Here is a 16,416-nt window from a genome sequence, read left to right as displayed (position 1 = left end):
CCCCCCCCCCCCCCCCCCCCCCCCCCCCCCCCCCCCCCCCCCCCCCCCCCCCCCCCCCCCCCCCCCCCCCCCCCCCGCCCCAGACACCCTGTTCGCGGCAGGCCCCCTCCACCACCCTTCGGGCGGTCCCCCTCCCCCAACGGGGGAGGATTTCCGATGAACACGCTCGCCATCACCAACGCCCGCCTGTTGGACCCGGCCACGGACTATGACGGTCCCGGCGGCGTGCTGATCGAGAACGGCCGCATCGTGCGGGTCGTTCACGGCGTATCGCTCATCGACGCCGACCAGACCATCGACGCGGACGGCCACTGCCTCGCGCCCGGCCTGATCGACATTCGGGTCAAGACCGGCGAACCGGGCGCCGAGCCCAAGGAGACGCTGAAGTCCGCCAGCCTGGCCGCCGCAGCCGGGGGCGTGACCACCATCGTGGTCCAGCCCGACACCGACCCCGCCGTCGACGACCCGGCCATGGTCGACTTCATCCAGCGGCGCGGCGCGGCCCTGAACCTGGTCAATGTCCGTGCGGCGGGCGCGGCGACCAAGGCCCTGGACGGCCAGCGGATGGCCGAGATCGGCCTGATGGACGAGGCCGGCGCCCTGTATTTCACCGACGGCGACAAGGTGATCGTCAACAGCCGCACCCTGCAAAGGGTGATGAGCTACGCCGCCGCCTTCAACGCCCTGATCGCCTGCCGTCCATCCGATCCCTGGCTGACCGAAGGCGCCGTCGCAGCCTCGGGCGAACTGGCCACGCGTCTGGGCCTGTCCGGCAGTCCGGCCATAGCCGAGCGGATCGGGCTGGAGCGCGACCTGGCCCTGGTCGAACAGACGGGCGCCCGGTTCCTGGTCGACCAGATCTCGACCGAAGGCGCGCTGGAGACCCTGGCCCGGGCCCGCGCCAAGGGGCTGGAGGTCGCCGTCAGCGTCTCGATCAACCACCTGTGCTTCAACGAGGTGGATATCGGCGACTATCGCACCTTCTACCGGCTGGACCCGCCGCTGCGCTCCGAGGCCGATCGTCAGGCCCTGATCGAGGCGGTGCGCGAGGGGCTGATCGACGTCATCACCTCGGCCCACGCCCCCGCCCCGGCCGAGGACAAGCGCCGTCCCTTCGCCGAGGCCGCGCCCGGCGCCGTCGGCCTGGAGACCCTGCTGCCCGCCGCCTTGACCCTGCACCATGAGGACGGGCTGGACCTGCTGGACGTGCTGCGTCCCCTGACCCAGGGACCGGCGGCCCTGCTGGGCCTGGACGCCGGGGTGCTGGCCGAAGGCGCGCCCGCCGACCTGGTTCTGTTCGATCCCGGCGCGCCGATCATCGTCGATGCGGACAAGCTGCGTTCGAAGTCGAAGAACTCGCCGTTCGACGGGCGCAGGCTGCAGGGCAAGGTGATCGGGACCTGGGTGGGCGGCCGGAAGGTCTTCTGACCCACCCTTCCCTCTCCTATCGGGAGAGGGCTTGAGCGCACGAGAGCGTCAGCGATCGTCCTTGCGCGACCCGAAGGGCGGCGCGAAGCAACCAAAGGTGAGGAGTAAGGTGGTGCGAGTTGGCCCTCAGCCGGTCCCTCATCCGGCCCTGCGGGCCACCTTCTCCCCACGGGAGAAGGAAGAATAATGGCTCACGCCGTCAGCATCCGTTTCACCACCCGTTTGAACGGCGCCGTCGCCTGCCCGGCGCGCAGCGCCACTCCGCGCGCCAGACGGGCCGGGGGCGTCTCCTCGGTGAACAGGCGGACCAGGGCGTTGGTGCCCTGGTACAGGGGCCAGCTGGCGAGGCGGTGGTCGCGTTCATAACGGGCCAGCAGGCGTTCCGAGCCGATGTCCCCGCCGCGCGCCGATCTCACCACCTTGGCCAGCGTATCCTGTCCGCGCAGACCCAGGTTGAAGCCGTGGGCCGTGACCGGGTGCATGCCCACGGCGGCGTCGCCGATCAGGGCGAACCCCTCGCCGGCGAACCGGCGGCTCCAGGTCGTGGCCAGCGGATAGGCGTGACGCGTGTCGATCAGTTCCAACCCGGTCAGCCGCCCCTTCAGCCGCCGCTCCATCTCGACTGAAAAGGCTTCGGGCGACAGGCGCATCAGGTCGGCGATGGCGGGGGCGGCCAGGGTCAGGACGACGGAGGAGACCCGCTCCTCGACGTCCGCGACCGGCAGCAGGGCCACGGTCTGGCGATGGTCGAACCATTCGGTGGCGACATGGCGGTGCGTCTGGTCGTGCCGCATCCGGCAGACCATCATCGAGCGGCCCAGCCGGTTCATCTCGACCCCGACGCCCAGTTGGTCGCGCACGCCCGAAAAGCGCGAATCCGCCGCCACGATCAGCTTCGCCCGGATCGCCGTCCCGTCGTCCAGCACGACCCGCCCGCGCGGGGCGGCGCCCTGGACGGCGCAGTTCGACACCCGCCGCCCGGCCATCAGGGTCACGCCCGGCTGGCCCTCCACGACCTCGAACAGGGCGCGGCGGATCAGGTGATTGGGGATCAGGACGCCCAGCCGGTCGGCGCCGCCGGCGTCGAAGGTCAGGGCGAAGGGCGAGCCGCCGTCCAGCACCCGCGCCTCGCGCAGGTCCGAAATCTCTTCCGCCGGCACCTGGTCCCAGGCGTCCAGGCTCTTCAACAGACGGATGGAGTTGTGGGTCAGGGCGATCTCGCGCCCGTCGAAGGCCGGGTCGCGCAAGGCCGCCTCGGCCTGTCCCTCGATCAGAGCAACCGTCAGCCCCGCTCCGGCCAGGGACCGGGTGAAGGCCAGGCCCGCCGGTCCGGCCCCGACCACGGCCACGTCGAACATCAGATCATCGCGCATGCTGAACTCCTGATCTTCCTCCTGCCCTAACTGCGCCGCCAGGCCCTTGATTCAGCGCAAATCGTCGCGTCAGCGCGGGCGGCGGCAGGTCGCGGCCTTGGCGACCTCCGCCCCCAGCACCGACTGGACCACCAGGGGCGTGTCGGTGGCGATCACGGTGACGCCCTGGCGGACCAGGTCGCGATATTCGGAGACGTCGCCGTCGGCGGCGTAACGGTCGTCGCGGCGACGGCCCTCGGCGCCCAGGGTGCCGAACTGGACCTCGACACCCGCCTGACGCAGGGCCGACCACAGGGCGGGGCGTTCCTCGCGCGTGCCGGTCCAGGCCAGGATCTGCGACGCGTTCAGCCCGTCCAGATCCTCGACGCCGTCCAGACCGGCCGAGATCATCATCTCCGGCGCCAGGGCCGCGACGGCGCGGGCGTCGGCGTCACTATAGGTGATCAGTATGACCCGGTTCTGCGCGCCCGAACGCCGCACCTGGTCGATCACGGCGCGCGCCAGATCGACCGTGGTTGCGCCGTCCGCCGGCTTCAGATCCAGACTGGCGATGGCGCCCACGCGCCCGGCGGCGTCCAGCGCCTCGGCCAACGTCGGGGGCGCGGCGTCGGTCAGGGCGCCGTTCGAGGCCTTCAGCCGGGCGGCCTTGACCTGGGCCAGGGTCAGGTCGGCGACGCGGCCCCGCCCGGTCGTGGTCCGGTCCATGGTCTCGTCGTGCATCAGGACCAGATGGCCGTCCCTGGTCAGGACCGCGTCCAGTTCGAGGACAGCGCCCGGAATGGCCCGTCCGGTCGCCTCGATGGCGGCGATGGAGTTCTCGGGCTGGTCCATGGCCGAGACCGCCCGGTGCGCCGAGATGGCCACGCCGCCGTCCCTCACGCAGTCGAAATAGGCGGCCATGGCCGGTCCGCCCATCGGCGGCGGGCTAACCGGCGCGGCGCCGACGCAAGCCGAGGTGGACAGCAGCAGAATCAGGGCGGCGGCGGCGGGGATTCGGGTCATGGCGCACTCCGGCAAGGCGGGCGGACCTGACCCTGCGGCAATCATTGGGTCAAGAGGTCGGATCGCCCTTGCTCCGCAAGGCGCGCCGACGCATTTTGCCACAGCATTCCGTGGGGAGAGAATCAACGTGCAGGATCTGGCAGGCCCCGCGATCGGGACCTTGGCGCTGGTCGCGCTGGGCGGCTATCTGCTCGGCTCGATTCCGTTCGGCGTCGTGATCACCCGCGCCGCCGGCGCCGGCGACGTGCGCAACATCGGGTCCGGCAATATCGGCGCGACCAATGTGCTGCGGACGGGCCGCAAGGACCTGGCCCTGGCCACCCTGCTGCTGGACGCCGGCAAGGGGGCGGTCGCCCTGTTGATCGCGCGCGCCCTGTTCGACAGCGAGGTCGCGGGCGCCATCGCCGGCGGCGCGGCCTTCCTGGGCCACCTGTTTCCCGTCTGGCTGAAGTTCAAGGGCGGCAAGGGCGTGGCCACCTTCTATGGTCTGCTGCTGGCCGCCGCCTGGCCCCTGGGCCTGATGGCCGGAGCGGTCTGGCTGATCAGCGCCTTCGTCTTCCGCTATTCGTCGCTGGCGGCCCTGATCTCCTCGGCGACCGCGCCCCTGCTGGCCCTGCTGCCGCTCGCCGCCGTCGGCCTGCCGGTGGGCATGCCGATCCTGTGCCTGACCGTCTTCGCCGCCGTGCTGATCTGGGTTCGCCACCATCAGAACATCGCCCGGCTGCTGAAGGGCGAGGAACCGCGTATCGGGGCCAAGAAGGCGTGAGCCTGTCGGCGGACGAACGGTTCGCCCGGCTGCGGCTCGCCCGCACCGACCGCATCGGTCCCGTCGCCTTTTCCCAGCTGCTGGGCCGCTACGGCTCGGCCATTCGCGTGCTGGAGGTCCTGCCCGATCTGGTCCGCAAGTCCGGTGCTGCCTCCATTCCCCCGCCCGTCGCCAAGATCGAGCGCGAACTGACCGATGGTGAGCGGGTCGGCGCCCGCCTGCTGGTGCTGGGCGATCCCGACTATCCCGAGATGCTGGCGGCGCTGGATCCGCCCCCGCCGATCCTGTGGACCCGGGGTCGGGTCGAACTGCTGAACGCGCCCTGCGTCGCCATCGTCGGCGCGCGCATCGCCTCGGCCGGCGGACAGCGGATCGCGCGCGGCCTGGCGCTGCAACTGGGTCAGGCCGGCCATGTCGTCGTCTCGGGCATGGCGCGCGGCATCGACGCCGCCGCCCACGAAGGCGCCTTGGCGACCGGGACCGTCGCGGTTCTGGGCGGCGGTGTGGACGACATCTATCCGCCCGAACACGCCGACCTCTACGCCCGGCTGGTCGATCAGGGCTGCGTCGTGTCCGAAAGCCCGGTCGGCGCTCGCGCCCAGGCGAGAGACTTCCCCCGCCGCAACCGCATCATCTCCGGCCTGTCGCGCGGCGTCGTGGTGGTCGAGGCCGAGATCAAGTCCGGCTCATTGATCACCGCCCGGCTGGCGGCGGAACAGGGGCGCGACGTCTTCGCCGTGCCCGGCTCGCCGCTGGACCCGCGCGCCAAGGGTCCCAACGAACTGCTGCGCCAGGGGGCCATCCTGTGCGAGGGGATCGAGGATATCGAGCGCGCCTTCAACACCCTGCGCACCCTGCGCGCGCCGCCGTCGGAACCCATGGACTATGGCGAGGTGGACGACGCCTTCCTGGACCGGGTCGCCGCCCTGCTGTCCCCCACCCCGACGCCGCGCGACGAGATCGCGCGCGCCCTGAACGCCCCCATGGGCCAGGTCGCCGCCGCCCTGCTGGAACTGAGCCTGGCGGGCCGTGCGGAGCTGCTGCCGGGCGGTCTCGCGTCCATATAGTGAAGTCTCTTCCGGATTCGTCTTCGATCCGTGATAGTCACCCGATATTCCGCAAGTTTACGGGCGTCCGGCGGCCGGTGCATTGACACATGGCTCCGCTCCAACCACGTTCGCGCCCCTTCCCGAGACCGAACACGCATGAACCTCGTTATCGTCGAGAGCCCCGCAAAGGCCAAGACCATCAATAAATACCTCGGCTCCGGCTATGAGGTTCTGGCGTCCTACGGCCACGTCCGCGACCTGCCGTCGAAGGACGGCTCGGTCCTGCCCGACGACGACTTCTCCATGCACTGGGAGGCCGACGCCAAGGGCGCCAAGCGGCTGTCCGAAATCGCCGAGGCCGCCAAGCGCGCCGACCGCGTCATCCTGGCGACCGACCCCGACCGCGAAGGGGAAGCCATCAGCTGGCACGTGTTGGAGGTGCTGAACAAGAAGAAGGCACTGAAGGACACGCACGTCGAGCGCGTCACCTTCAACGCCATCACCAAATCCGCCGTCCTCGAGGCCATGGCCAATCCGCGCCAGATCGACATGGAGTTGGTCGAGGCCTATCTGGCCCGCCGGGCGCTGGACTATCTGGTCGGCTTCACCCTGTCGCCGGTCCTGTGGCGCAAGCTGCCGGGCGCGCGCTCGGCCGGGCGGGTCCAATCCGTCGCCCTGCGCATCGTCGTCGATCGCGAGATGGAGATCGAGAAGTTCAAGGCGCAGGAATACTGGTCCATCGAGGTCGATCTGAACGCCGACAGCCCGCCCTTCACCGCCCGTCTGGTCAAGCACGCCGGCAAGCGAGTGCAGCGTCTGGACATCAAGGACGAGGCGACCGCCGCCGCTGCGCGCGCGGCCATCGACGCCGGCGACTTCACCATCAACTCGGTCGAGAAGAAGCCCGTCCGCCGCAACCCGGCCCCGCCCTTCACCACCTCGACCCTGCAACAGGAAGCCTCGCGCAAGCTGGGCTTCAGCGCCCAGCGCACCATGCAGGCGGCGCAGAAACTGTATGAGGGCGTGGACGAGACCGGCGGCCTGATCACCTATATGCGGACCGACGGCGTCCAGACCACGCCCGAGGGCATCGCCCAGGCGCGAGAGGTCATCGCCAAGGAGTTCGGCCCGGCCTTCGTTCCTCAGGAACCGCGCTATTACAAGACCAAGGCCAAGAATGCTCAGGAAGCGCACGAAGCGATCCGGCCGACAAACATCGCCCGTCATCCGGACAGCCTGCGCCTCGAATCCGATCTTCAGCGTCTGTACGAGCTGATCTGGAAGCGGATGGTCGCCTCGCAGATGGAGGCGGCCCGGATGGACCGCACCACGGTGGAGATCGAAACCTCGGACGGCCTGACCGGCCTGCGGGCCACCGGCCAGGTGGTGACGTTTGACGGCTTCCTGGCCGTCTATGAGGAAGGCCGCGACGAGAAGCAGAAGGGCGCGGAAGAGGACGAGGGCGACGACACCAGCCGCCTGCCCGCGCTGAAGGAAGGCGCCAAGGCCAAGGTTGACGCCATCCGCACCGACCAGCATTTCACCGAACCGCCCCCGCGCTATTCGGAAGCCACCCTGGTCAAGAAGCTGGAAGAGCTGGGCATCGGCCGGCCGTCGACCTACGCCTCGACCCTGTCGACCCTGCGCGACCGCGAATATGTGCGGGTGGACAAGAACCGCTTCTATCCCGAGGACAAGGGACGGCTGGTCACGGCCTTCCTGGAACAGTTCTTCGCCAAGTGGGTCGAATACGATTTCACTGCGGCGCTCGAGACGCGTCTGGACGAGGTGTCGGCCGGCCAGTTGGACTGGAAGGTGCTGCTGCGCGAGTTCTGGTCGGACTTCCACGCCGCGACCCAGGCCGCCGGCGAACTGCGCACCACGGCCATTCTGGATGCGCTGAACGAGTCGCTGGGCGCCCATATCTTCCCGGCCAAGGAAGACGGGTCCGACCCGCGCGAATGCCCCCTGTGCCATCAGGGCCAGCTCAGCTTGAAGACCAGCCGGTTCGGCGCCTTCATCGGCTGCGAACGGTACCCTGACTGCAAATACACCCGTCCTGTCGCCAGCCCTTCGGCTGAAGACGGATCGGCGGAAAGCGGCGACCGCGAACTGGGGATTGACCCGGAGACGGGCCAGCCGGTGCAGCTGAAGATCGGCCGGTTCGGACCCTATGTCGAAATCACGCCGCCCGAGGGCGACAAGCCCAAACGCTCGTCCCTGCCCAAGGGCTGGTCGCCCGCCTCGCTGACGCTGGACCAGGCCCTGCGCCTGCTGGCGCTGCCGCGCGAGGTCGGGGTTCACCCCGAGGACGGCAAGATGATCACGGCGGGCCTGGGCCGTTACGGACCCTTCGTCCTGCACGCCGGCACCTATGCGAACGTCTCGGACATCGACGAGGTGTTCGAGGTCGGCCTGAACCGCGCCGTCGCCCTGCTGGCCGAGAAGCGCGCCGGTCGTCCGGGTCGCGGCGCCGCCACGGCCCCGCTGAAAGACCTGGGCGCCCACCCGGAGACGGGCGAGCCGATCCACGTCATGGCCGGCCGCTTCGGTCCGTACGTCAAGTCGGGCAAGATCAACGCCACCCTGCCCAAGGGTACGGCGCCCGAAGACCTGACCCTGGAAGACGCCCTGCCCCTGCTCGCCGCCAAGGCCGGCGCGGCGCCGAAGAAGAAGGCCCCGGCGGCCAAGAAGGCGGCCGCGCCCAAGAAGGCTGCGGCTGCGAAGAAGCCGGCGGCCAAGAAGGCGCCGGCGAAGAAGACCAAGGCGAAGGCGGAAGACTGACTTCCTTCTCCCCTTGCGGGAGAAGGTGGCCGAGCGAAGCGAGGTCGGATGAGGGGTCGGTCAGTGCATGACCGGCCCTTTTCCGTTGGAGATGGGGCAGCCCCTCATCCGGCCCTGCGGGCCACCTTCTCCCGCAAGGGGAGAAGGATCAGTTGAGGGTGATCCGCCGCGCGCCCACGGGGATCGCCAGTTCGTCGCCGGTCCACTGCGCGGCCCGCCCGTCGATACGGACCCGCTCGGGCCGCCCCTCCCCCGCCGGCCATTGCAGCACATAGCCCCCCGGCGGCGTCGCGCCCTCGCCCAGGGTCAACACATAGGCCGCCCCCTGTTTGCGATAGGCGTAGGTCAGCGAGCCATAGGCGGTGCGCAGATCCTTCACCCCCACGCCCTCCTTCGTATCCAGCCAGGCCTGAGGCACGCCCGCCGCCAGCACCAGGGCGTGGTCGCGGTCCCGTTCGTAGGCGAACAGGTCGAGGGCCGAGCGGATATAGTCGGAGCTGATCCAGGCGTGCGGCATGTCGCCGATGAAGCGGGGCTCGCGCTTGTCGCGCCCCACCACCTCGGCCCAGCCGTTCCAGGCCTCGGGCCGACGGTCGGCCATCAGGAAGTCCAGCACCGCCAGGGCCCGGTCCTTCTGGCCCAGCCGCACATAGGCGCCGACCAGCCGCCATTCGTAGGGGGTATAGTCCTTCCAGGCCGTGCGATTGGTCAGACGGTTCTGGAAGTTTTCCCAATAGCGGTCGAAGGTTCGCGCCATGAGTTCGGGCGGGAGATTATCCTGCTCGCCCGACGGCGACAGGGCGATCGTGGTCGAGGTGGCGTCGAAATCGCCCCGGTCGGCGGCGCCCGCGATCCAGTCGATGTCGTGATGTTCGGCCGTCGCGACGATGGAGGCGCGAATGTCGGCGGCGAACTGATCCCGCGCGGCGGCGTAGCGGGCGGCGGCCTCGGCGTCGCCCAGGGTCTGGGCGATGAAGACCGCGTCCTTGTAGCCCAAGAGGCCCCAGAAATCGTCCCAATAGGAATAGGCCGCCTTGTCCGAATAGCCCTCGTGGCTGATCGTCGGCGGCAGCAGGCCGTACAGATGGCGCTGGTCGGGGGTCTGGAACTCAGGCGTGCGGGTGGAGGCGCGCAGCTCGTCCATATAGGCGACGGCCTTCTGCACCTGAGGCCAGACCTGGCGCAGCAGGGCCTCGTCGCCGGTGTAGCGGTATGTCTCGGCGGCCAGGAAGACGAACTCGCCGTGACTGTCGTTCTCGGGCACCGGATCGGCGCCGCGTGCGTCGACGCAGCACGGGACCTTGCCGTTCTCGAACACATAGGGGGCGTACCAGCGCAGATAGTCAGCCGAATGCTCGGCCATGCCCAGCCGGTTCAGCCCCTCGGCCATCATGGCCCCGTCGCGGATCCAGGAGCGGTTGTAGCTGCGGGTGCCGGGCTGGAGGATCGGCCCCTGACGCGACATCAGCATATGGGCCAGGGACGACTTCAACGCGTCCTCGATCCGCTGGGCGGCGGGCGGCAGGGTCAGGTCCACCCGGTCCAGCTTCTCGCGCCATTCCGCCGCCAGCGCCCGCTCGGCCTGATCCAGCGCGGCGACGCCCTGCCCCGCCTGCGGCGTCTCGCCCGCCAGCGGCGACAAGAAGCCGAAGGTGCGTGTCTCGCCGGGCTGGAGCATCACCTCATACAGCAGGGCGCCGGCCGGCAGGTCCGTGGGGTCGGAGACCATGACCGGTTCGCCGGCGGGCCGTCGCGCCGACGGTAGAATCAATGATTGAGGATCTACCCCTGCATCGAAGCTCGAGGCCGCGACGGCGTCCGGCGCGGTCAGGGGCTGGACCCGAACGTCGTCGTTCAGCGTCAGGCTCGCGCCGTCCCAGGCGATCCGCTCGACCGGCGCCACGCCGCCCGGAATGGCCAGGAACTGTACGGGTCCATTCACCTGCAAGGGTCGCGCCGTCAGGGCCAGGGTCAGGGTGCGGGGCCGATTGGAGGTGTTGGTCAGGTCATAGCGGCCCCACAGACGCGCCTGGTCCGGCGCGCCGTCGGCGAAGCTGGTGATCTTCAGCGTCCAGTCGTCGGCGGTCCAGGTCACGGACGGTATGGGCAGGTCGCCGTCCTTCAGCCCCTGTTCGACATTGACGTCGGCCCAGGTGATCAGCCGCCCGTTGTCGATGACGAAGGGTTCGATGCTGGGGCCGGCGCGGCGCAGTTCGATGGCGCCGTCCTCGCCGATCAGGCCGCTCTCGCCACCGCCGTCGACGCCGACCAGGGTCCAGTAGGGCTGTTCCCCGAAAAAGCCGCGTGGATAGAGGCCGCGACGGTTCTCCTTGGCCACCGCCTCCACAAAGGCCGTGGCGTCCTCGCCGAAGGCCAGGGGTTCGACCTCGATCTCAGTCAGCGCATAGGTCGTCGCCTGCCCTGCCCCCAGCCGCTGTCCGGCGCCGGACGAGCCGACCACGTCCGACGCGGGGACCGGCTTCAGCGGCTCCAGCCGCAGCCAGCGGGCGGTCGCCTCCGGCGTGCGCAGCCAGTCGACGCCGCCGTTCCCGCCCGTGACCGTCGCCAGCTCGCGCCAGTCCCGTCCGTCCGTCGAGGCGGAAATCCGATAGTCCGCCGCCGCCCCCCGCTCGCCCCAGCGCAGGGTCAGGCCGCCGAACTCGCGCTCGTATCCCAGGTCGAGGGTCAGGGCCGAGGGTTCGCCCACCGGCGGGGTCCAGGCCGTCTTCGGGTCCAGATCGACGGCGTTGGCGGCGGTCGTCTGCGGCCGGCCGTCGCCGGCGACCGGCTGCGGCGGCGCGACGGGATCGACCGGCAGGGCGCGCTGGCTCAGTTGGTCGATCTCGACGGCGCCCTTGCCGCCCTCGGCCGCCACCACGACGAACTCGACCCGTTCGGCGCGGCGCAGCACCGTCTCCGGGCTGGGGCCCCAGGCCTTGGACACCTGGCGGCGCTTGATCACGAACTTCGTCCAGCCGTCGGGGAAGTCGTAGCGGGCCGTCTGTTTCCACCAGACGTTCTCGGCTGAGGCGTCGGTCAGCTTGACCTCGAAGGTGTTGACCGGCCCGGCGCCGCGCACCCAGAAGCTGATCTCGTAATTGTCGGGCAGGTCGAACGGCAGGGGCCTGCTTAGCACCGCATAGCCGGCCTTGCCGTCGAAGTCGTAGTCGAGCCGCACGGCGCGGCCGTCATGCCCGGCGACGGCGGAGACGGCGGCGTGGACGTCGGTGGAGGCGCTGGCCTCCCACCGCGACGCGTCGTCCATGCTGTCGAGGACGCGCGTGTCCTGCGCGACGGCGGGGGCGGCCATGAGGGCGGCGCTGAGCGCGAGGATGGAGGTCAGGATACGCATTCGGATTACTCCAGTTTCCTCTGTTGCCGTCATCCTCGGGCTTGTCCCGAGGATCCATACGCCCGGTGTCGAAGGCGTGCGTCCCGTCCTCGACGGAGTCTATGGATCCTAGGCACAAGGCCCAGGATGACGGCGGTGGAGGGCTACAAGGATCACCCCTTCACGCTGCCCGCGAGCATGCCGCGGATGTAGTAGCGTTGCAGGGCGAGGAAGAGGATCAGGACGGGCGCGACTGTGACGACTGCGCCCGCCATCATCAGTTCGATGTCCTGCACGTGTTCGCGCGACAGGGCCGCCAGGGCGACCGGCAGGGTGTAGTTCGACTGGTCCGTCAGGATGATCAGCGGCCACAGGAAGTCGTTCCAGCTGCCCAGGAAGACGAACAGGCCCAGGGTGACGATGATCGGCTGCAGCGTCGGCAGGACGATGCGGCGGAAGATCTGGCCTTCGCTCGCGCCGTCGATGCGGGCCGCCTCCAGCATTTCGTCGGGAATGCTCAGCGCATACTGGCGCACCAGGAACAGGCCGAAGATCGAGGCCAGCCAGGGCGCCAGCGCCCCGGCATAAGTGTTCACCAGCCCCATCCCCTTCAGCATCAGAAACAGCGGAAGGGTGCCGATCTGGGCCGGCACCACCAGGGCGGCGACCAGCAGCTGGAACAGGCGTTCGCGTCCGGTGAACTTCAGCTTGGCGAAGGCGTAGCCGGCCGGGACGGTGAAGCTGAGCGCCAGGATCGTCGCCAGGGTCGCCAGGGCGAAGCTGTTCCACAGATAGCGGCCCATGCCCTGGTTCAGGAACAGGTCCTGATAGTGCTCCAGCGTCCAGCGCGACGGGACCAGGGGCGGCGGGAAGGTCGCCGCCTCGCCGGTGGGCATGAAGCTGACCGACGCCATCCAGATCAGCGGGAACAGGACGACGAGGGCGATCAGGGCGATGGCAAGGTTGAGCAGGACGGCGCGGAGTTTCACTGGTACGCCCCTACCCGCTTGGCCACCGCCAGTTGCACCAGGGTGATGGCCAGGATGCACAGGAACAGCACGAAGGCGACCGCGCTGGCGGAGCCCAGGTTCCACCATTTGAAGCCTTCCTCGTACATGAAATACAGCACCGTCACCGTGCTCTGGGCCGGGCCGCCCTGCGTCATCACATAGGGTTCGGCGAACAGCTGGAAGAAGCTGGCGACGGAGATGATCGAGACCAGCAGCATGGTCGGCGCGATGGCCGGCAGGGTCACATGGCGGAACTGTTTCCACGGCCCGGCGCCGTCGATGCGGGCGGCCTCGTACAGATCGTCCGGCACGGTCTGGAGCACGGCCAGGAAGATCAGCATATTATAGCCGAAGATCTTCCAGACCACGAACATCAGGATGGCGGGGATGGAGGTCGAGGGCTGGCCCAGCCAGTCCACCGCCGGCAGGCCGATGCTCTCCAGCCCCCAGTTGATGACGCCGTAGCGGGTGTGCAGCAGATAGCGCCAGACCACGGCGGTGGCGACCAGGGTGGTGACATAGGGGGCGAAGAACATGACCCGCCAGATCGGCCGCCACTTCACCACCCGCGCATTCAGGATCACCGCCGCGGCCAGCGAGGCCGCAATGGACAGGGGCACGCCCAGGACCGCGAAGGTCAGGGTGTTCTTCATCGCCCCCCAGAACAGGGGATTGGTCATCAGCCGCTCGTAGTTCTGCAGGCCGACGAAACGCAGATTATCGAGGTTCGCCAGGGCGTAGATGTCGAAGTCGGTCAGGCTGAGCAGCAGGGCCGCGATCACCGGAAAGGCGAAGAACAGGCCGATGGCGATCATCGCAGGGGCGACGAAGGCCCAGGCTGCGCGCTCTCTGGCCGCGCGTCCACGCGACGGCTTCACGCGGGCCAATGTCGGATCGGCGACGGTCATACGGCCCTGCCCTGCTCCATCATCCAGCGGCGCTTCTCCAGCAGCCGGTCCGCCCGACGGTCGATCTCCGCTGCCGCAGTCTCGGGGGTATATTCGCCGCGCACCATGCGTTCGGCGACGATCTGCATCTCGGTCACGATCCGCTCCCACTCCGGAACCTTGGGCACGGCCTTGGCCCGCTCCAGCTGGCCGCGGAAGGGCGCCAGCATGGGGTCGCGCTCCACCTGGGCGATGTCCCAGGCGCTTTTCCGCGCCGGCAGATCGCCGACGATGGTGTTGAACCGGGCCTGGACGGCCGGCTCGGACAGATAGCGGACCAGGGCCCAGGCCGCCTCCTGATGCGGCGAGGACTTGAACACCGCCAGGCTGGACCCGCCCGGCGCCGAGGCGCCCAGGCCGTTCGGTCCCGGCACGCCGGCCGTGGCCCAGCTGGATTGAAACGACGCCGGCAAGCGGCTGCGGAAATCGCCCACGCTCCACGGGCCGGAGAAATAGAAGCTGAAATAGCCGCGCGCGAACTCGGTCCAGACGTTGGAGATCTGCGCCGCCGAAGCCAGGGGCGCCAGGCCCTCGGCGAACAGGCTGCGATAGAAGGCCAGGGCCGAGATGAAGCCGGGGTTGGAGAAGTTGCCGCGCGTATTGCGGTCACGCAGCAAGGGCTCCTCGGTCTGAAGGCCGAAGGTCAGAAGCTGCTCGAACTCGTTTAGGGGCAGCAGAATGGCGTAGTTGTCGCCGCCCGCCACGCGCTTGATCCCGTGCATGGCCCGCTTCCACTCGGCCCAGTCCCGGGGCGGGGCGCCGAAGCCGGCGCGGGCCAGAAGGTCGGTGCGATAAAACAGAAGCCGCGTATCGACGTACCAGGGCGTGGTCATGCCCCGGCCGGCCACCTCGTTGGTCTCCAGCACCGCCTCGAACTGATCGGTCAGCAGGTCGGCGGCGGCCGGCGGGGTCGGCGACAGGGCGCCGATGGCGGTCAGTTCCGACACCCAGGTGTTGCCGATCTGGCTGACGTCCGGCAGCGAGGCGCCGGCGTAGGCGGTCAGCAGTTTCTCGTGCGCCGCCGTCCAAGGCAGGGGCTGGACCGCGACGCGGACGCCGGGGTTGCGCCGCTCGAACTCGGGCATCAGCTGGCCCACCGTCCCGCCCTCATTGCCCATGGCCCAGAAGCGCAGCACCGTCTCGCCGTCACGACGCGGCGTGCAGGCCGCCGCCGCCCCGCCCGCCAGCAGCGCCAGGGCGCCCCGCCTGTGCGGGCCAGAGGTCATGCGTTCAGCCAGCCGCCGGTGAAGCCCGCCGTCTCCAGGGCCTTACGGATGTGCGGCTCGCCGCGCATGTAGCGCCAGATGAAGTCGGAGCGATGGTTCTCGGTCATGCCGACAATGGGGCCCTGGTCGATGCCCAGATAGTCGTCGGCGACCCAGCCCACGCCGTCAATGATCTTGCCGTGCTGCAAGGGCCCGTCGCGCTGGGTCAGGGTTGGGTTGAAGCTGTCGAGGAAGCCCCACTCAGTATAGATCCCCGCGCCGAACCGGCTCTTCATCGCCTTGATGCAGGGCACGACGATCTCGGGCGCGAAGGCGATGGAGCTGGCCGCCGCCGTGGGTGCGATGGTGCCGTCGTCGCGCTCGCCGGGACCGCGCGCCGAATAGCTGAAGAACTCGCGCTCGACCCCGTTGATCGTCTGCTTGAAATCGCCCGGCCCGTCGCAGGCCGTCAGGCCCCAGGTCTCGGACGAATAGCCGGCCCACTGGCCCGGATTGTCGTGGGCGTATTTCTGCTGGGCGTAGACGGCGCGGCGGCTGTTTTCGAAATAGTCCAGATACTCGCCCATCTGGGCCGTCTGGCCCCGCATCCAGGCGTCCTGGATGCCGCGGAAGTCGACGTACATATGGCTGTACTGGTGGCCGAAGATCGGCGCGAAATTCAGGTGCCAGCTGCCCCAGCGGTCGGTCCAGCTCTGGTCATAGCTTGCGGCCCACTCATGCCAGACGTTGACCGAGACCGAATGGGTCGGGCTGCCGATGGCCAGGAGCAGCAGCAGCATCCCCTCGTTATAGACATGCCAGTCGGACGGGATGAAGCCGCTCTCCGGATGCCAGCCCATGGTGATCCGGTTGTCGCGCACGACGGCCCAGTCCCATTCGATCCGCTCGTACAGGGCCTGGACCCGGCTGCGGATCTCGACCTCGTCCGGATGGTCGCCGTCGAAATAGCGGGCGGCGAACAACATGCCGGCGATCAGCAGGGCCGTATCGACGGTCGACAGCTCGTTGGTCCGGTAGCGAAGCCCGGTCTCCATATCCAGGAAATGATAGAAGAAGCCCTTGTGCCCCGCCGTGCCGGTCGGCTCCGGTCCCTGGGGCAGGCTGTAGAAATAGCGGACGGTGGTCAGGGTGCGTTCGCGCGCCTCGTCCCGGCTCATCCAGCGCCGCTCGACGCCGATGGGCCAGCAGGTCAGGGCGAAACCGACCGCAGCGATGGAGCAGAAGGACGGCGTGGGCCAGCGATCGGGCGTCAGGCCGGTGCGCCGGTCCGTGACCTTCTCGAACCAGCGGAAGGTGCGTTCCTGAAGCTCGTCGATCTCGCGGTCCAGCCGCAGGGGGCGCCGTTGCGTGCCGTTGACCGCGCCGCTTCCCTGCTGAGCCGCCTGCTCCTGTTGCGCCGCCGCCGGCCCCGCGACGACGCCGCCCACCGCCAGGGCCGCAGCCCCCGCAGTGGTTCGCATCAGGAAGTTCCGGCGGTTCATGGGCACGCTCACTGGGTCT

Annotated in this window: 11 protein-coding genes; 4 read left to right on the top strand and 7 right to left on the bottom strand. The window is 69.3% G+C overall.

Going from position 1 to position 16,416, the window contains the following annotated elements; translation table 11 throughout:
- Positions 1-156 precede the first annotated feature (156 nt).
- Positions 157-1,428: a dihydroorotase gene (gene pyrC / locus AC1RSI_RS15980; RefSeq protein ID WP_154726212.1), complete on the top strand. Its 1,272-nt coding sequence runs from the start codon at positions 157-159 to the stop codon at positions 1,426-1,428.
- A 191-nt stretch (positions 1,429-1,619) separates the two neighbouring features.
- Here pyrC and ubiM read toward each other — a convergent pair whose 3' ends face one another.
- Together ubiM and AC1RSI_RS15970 are read right to left on the bottom strand one after the other, a co-directional pair.
- The gene (gene ubiM, locus AC1RSI_RS15975) at positions 1,620-2,801 is read right to left on the bottom strand and encodes a 5-demethoxyubiquinol-8 5-hydroxylase UbiM (RefSeq protein WP_154726211.1); all 1,182 of its coding nucleotides are present in this window, start codon (positions 2,799-2,801) and stop codon (positions 1,620-1,622) included.
- 69 nt (positions 2,802-2,870) lie between these two features.
- Positions 2,871-3,803 (bottom strand): glycerophosphodiester phosphodiesterase family protein, encoded by a 933-nt coding sequence (locus AC1RSI_RS15970; protein ID WP_008262939.1) that lies wholly within the window; start codon positions 3,801-3,803, stop codon positions 2,871-2,873.
- A gap of 127 nt (positions 3,804-3,930) precedes the next feature.
- Here AC1RSI_RS15970 and plsY point away from each other — a divergent pair, with 127 nt between their 5' ends.
- The 3 genes from plsY (at position 3,931) to topA (ending at position 8,402) form a co-directional block, all read left to right on the top strand.
- Positions 3,931-4,569, top strand: a complete 639-nt coding sequence (gene plsY / locus AC1RSI_RS15965) for a glycerol-3-phosphate 1-O-acyltransferase PlsY (protein ID WP_035308749.1) — start codon at positions 3,931-3,933, stop codon at positions 4,567-4,569.
- Positions 4,566-5,636, top strand: a complete 1,071-nt coding sequence (gene dprA, locus AC1RSI_RS15960) for a DNA-processing protein DprA (RefSeq protein WP_008263412.1) — start codon at positions 4,566-4,568, stop codon at positions 5,634-5,636. The genes plsY and dprA overlap by 4 nt, the downstream gene beginning before the upstream one ends.
- 138 nt (positions 5,637-5,774) lie before the next feature.
- Positions 5,775-8,402, top strand: a complete 2,628-nt coding sequence (gene topA, locus AC1RSI_RS15955; protein WP_154726210.1) for a type I DNA topoisomerase — start codon at positions 5,775-5,777, stop codon at positions 8,400-8,402.
- A 148-nt stretch (positions 8,403-8,550) separates the two neighbouring features.
- Here topA and AC1RSI_RS15950 read toward each other — a convergent pair whose 3' ends face one another.
- The 5 genes from AC1RSI_RS15950 to AC1RSI_RS15930 form a co-directional block, all read right to left on the bottom strand.
- Complete coding sequence (locus AC1RSI_RS15950) at positions 8,551-11,754, bottom strand: discoidin domain-containing protein (RefSeq protein WP_154726209.1); 3,204 nt, start codon at positions 11,752-11,754, stop codon at positions 8,551-8,553.
- 152 nt (positions 11,755-11,906) lie between these two features.
- A complete protein-coding gene (locus AC1RSI_RS15945; protein WP_154726208.1) occupies positions 11,907-12,722 on the bottom strand; it encodes a carbohydrate ABC transporter permease in 816 nt (271 codons plus the stop codon).
- A complete protein-coding gene (locus tag AC1RSI_RS15940; protein ID WP_035308754.1) occupies positions 12,719-13,651 on the bottom strand; it encodes a carbohydrate ABC transporter permease in 933 nt (310 codons plus the stop codon). Before AC1RSI_RS15940 ends, AC1RSI_RS15945 begins: the two co-directional genes overlap by 4 nt.
- Positions 13,648-14,916: a sugar ABC transporter substrate-binding protein gene (locus AC1RSI_RS15935; protein WP_008263473.1), complete on the bottom strand. Its 1,269-nt coding sequence runs from the start codon at positions 14,914-14,916 to the stop codon at positions 13,648-13,650. The genes AC1RSI_RS15940 and AC1RSI_RS15935 overlap by 4 nt, the downstream gene beginning before the upstream one ends.
- Complete coding sequence (locus AC1RSI_RS15930; protein WP_035308757.1) at positions 14,913-16,397, bottom strand: glucoamylase family protein; 1,485 nt, start codon at positions 16,395-16,397, stop codon at positions 14,913-14,915. Before AC1RSI_RS15930 ends, AC1RSI_RS15935 begins: the two co-directional genes overlap by 4 nt.
- Positions 16,398-16,416 lie beyond the last annotated feature (19 nt).

The organism is Brevundimonas sp. GW821-FHT10E09, assembly GCF_058809375.1.
The sequence above is the reverse complement of the archived record's forward strand: the minus strand, read 5'-3'. Positions and strand labels throughout refer to the sequence as shown.